Origin of the sequence: Nostoc flagelliforme FACHB-838 (genome assembly GCF_014698065.1) — a bacterium.
Taxonomy (GTDB): domain Bacteria; phylum Cyanobacteriota; class Cyanobacteriia; order Cyanobacteriales; family Nostocaceae; genus Nostoc; species Nostoc flagelliforme_B.
The window spans coordinates 1-1,864 of the sequence record NZ_JACJSI010000683.1; the positions used below are offsets into that span (position 1 = coordinate 1).

Annotated in this window: 2 protein-coding genes; one reads left to right on the top strand and one right to left on the bottom strand. The window is 38.3% G+C overall.

What is annotated here, in order from left to right; genetic code table 11:
- Positions 1 to 934, top strand: a 934-nt coding sequence (locus H6G97_RS50660) for an FAD-binding domain-containing protein (protein WP_277883489.1), incomplete at its 5' end; no start/stop codon positions are given.
- A 64-nt stretch (positions 935 to 998) separates the two neighbouring features.
- On the opposite strand, the gene H6G97_RS50665 is transcribed toward H6G97_RS50660, so the two are convergent.
- Positions 999 to 1,286 (bottom strand): Mo-dependent nitrogenase C-terminal domain-containing protein, encoded by a 288-nt coding sequence (locus tag H6G97_RS50665; protein WP_190947728.1) that lies wholly within the window; start codon positions 1,284 to 1,286, stop codon positions 999 to 1,001.
- Between the last annotated feature and the right edge of the window lie 578 nt (positions 1,287 to 1,864).

Sequence of the window (1,864 nt, forward strand, 5' to 3'; positions counted from 1 at the left end):
ACTGAACTCTTTTCTCAAAAAAAGATACTTTGGCTACCATTGGAAACTTTCTCGCCCAATGCTCTCACAGCTTGGTGCAACATCTCATTTATCACCACACCTAACCTTTGGGAATATTTCAACTCGCACTGTTTACCAAAGCACTAAAGCCTTCGCAGAAGAATTAAAAGCTCAACCTAAAGCAGAATTCTCTCTCAAAGCATTTCGAGACCGTTTGCGCTGGCATGATAGTTTTACTGCACGGCTTTATTTTCATCCAGAAATTGCTTACACTAACCGTTACCCAGAATTTGATCAACTATATACACCAGAAACATTGTCGGCAGAAAAACAAGAACTATTTCAGGCTTGGCTTGAAGGTATGACAGGTTTTCCACTGGTTGATGCCAGTATGCGACAACTCAAAACAATGGGGTGGATGAATTTTCGGATGCGAGCAATGTGCGCCACCTTTTTAACTATTAACTGTGGAATTTCATGGCATCACGGAGCTAAACACTACATGAACTATTTAGTAGATGGAGATTTAGCAATCAATAATTGGCAATGGCAGATGCAGGCTGGTGCAACTAATCCACTTAGCGATACTTTTCGCATCTATAACCCGTCGAAGAATATCGCCGAAAAAGACCCTAAAGGAGACTTTATTTACCACTGGATACCGGAACTACAAAGCTACAGTTTACCAGAAATTGAACAGGAGAAATACATTGACACTAGTAACTATCCTAAAGCCGTTCTAGATTGGTCAAAGACGCGTAAAGTTAATGGTAAAGTTGTTTCTGACTTACGAAAGCAAACTAAACAGCGATTATTAAGCCAAGGTGGAGATGAATACGATAGTGCAATCGCTGCTAAAGAAACAGTTGAGAAATACTGGCAGCATAAAGACCGAGAGTATAAAGAATATCAACAAAAGCTTACCCTGACGTAGGAGTAAAGCATTATCTAGATTTTAGAACAAGCTCCTCTCTCTTTTTACTAAACAAAAATCCCGTTTAACAATACCTTGTCGCATCTTCGCCACATTCATCTACTAAATACAACAAACACTTGTAACGTAGACCAATTATTTGCTCATAAAGGGGGTTGATTTTACACAATGGTGGAATGTGAAAAACTGTCCTTCCCAAAATTGTTACAGTTCTTTCAAAAGGACAATGGGATGGAATTAGTTTGCATAAGAGTCTGGCTAATTTGGAATCATGTATTTCTAATATCTCAAGCTGATAACGGATCTGGTTTAATAAGTTATTGTTGAAATAGTCTTTTTTTAAGAAATTCATATATCAATTCTCTTTCCAAAATCTATTTCTCTAAAATGCCACTTCTCTACGGAGAAAAACATCGTAAATTTACGAAACTATTTCTCCGCTTAAAGAAACCCTATGGAAATATCAGTAAAATTCCTTAAAATCCACAAGAGGAAGGCAATCGTATCTAAATGAGAAATATTAGGAGCAAAGTTAAACGTCTGAAGGGGACATGAGTATAAGCGCATCCCTAGCTCCTGTAACGACTACTGTTCTTTACTTTAAGGAATTAGCGTTAGAAATAAACACAAGGTCTTGTTTGAAGTATTACCTCAGCAGTGGGTTGTCAACAAAAGAGCTACCAAACCGAATCTCCGCGCTAGATTTCCCACCAACACCCCACTCATCACTTCAATAGCCCACATCAGCAGCACTTCCGGTAATTTTGGGATAATCGATTAGGGAAGCGATGGAGTATGGCGACAACATCTGAAGTATTTTATTAACTTTATTTACAACTTTTCGGTTAAAAACTGAAGCATCTTTTGGATGTTACTGCCTCAAACCCTTTTATTTAGAGATTTATAGCCCAATTACGCGCCCTCTACCCC

Coding starts and splice junctions, on each gene's coding strand:
- H6G97_RS50665 (WP_190947728.1), bottom strand. CDS start 1,286: ATGAATTTCTTAAAAAAAGACTATTTCAACAATAACTTATTAAACCAG.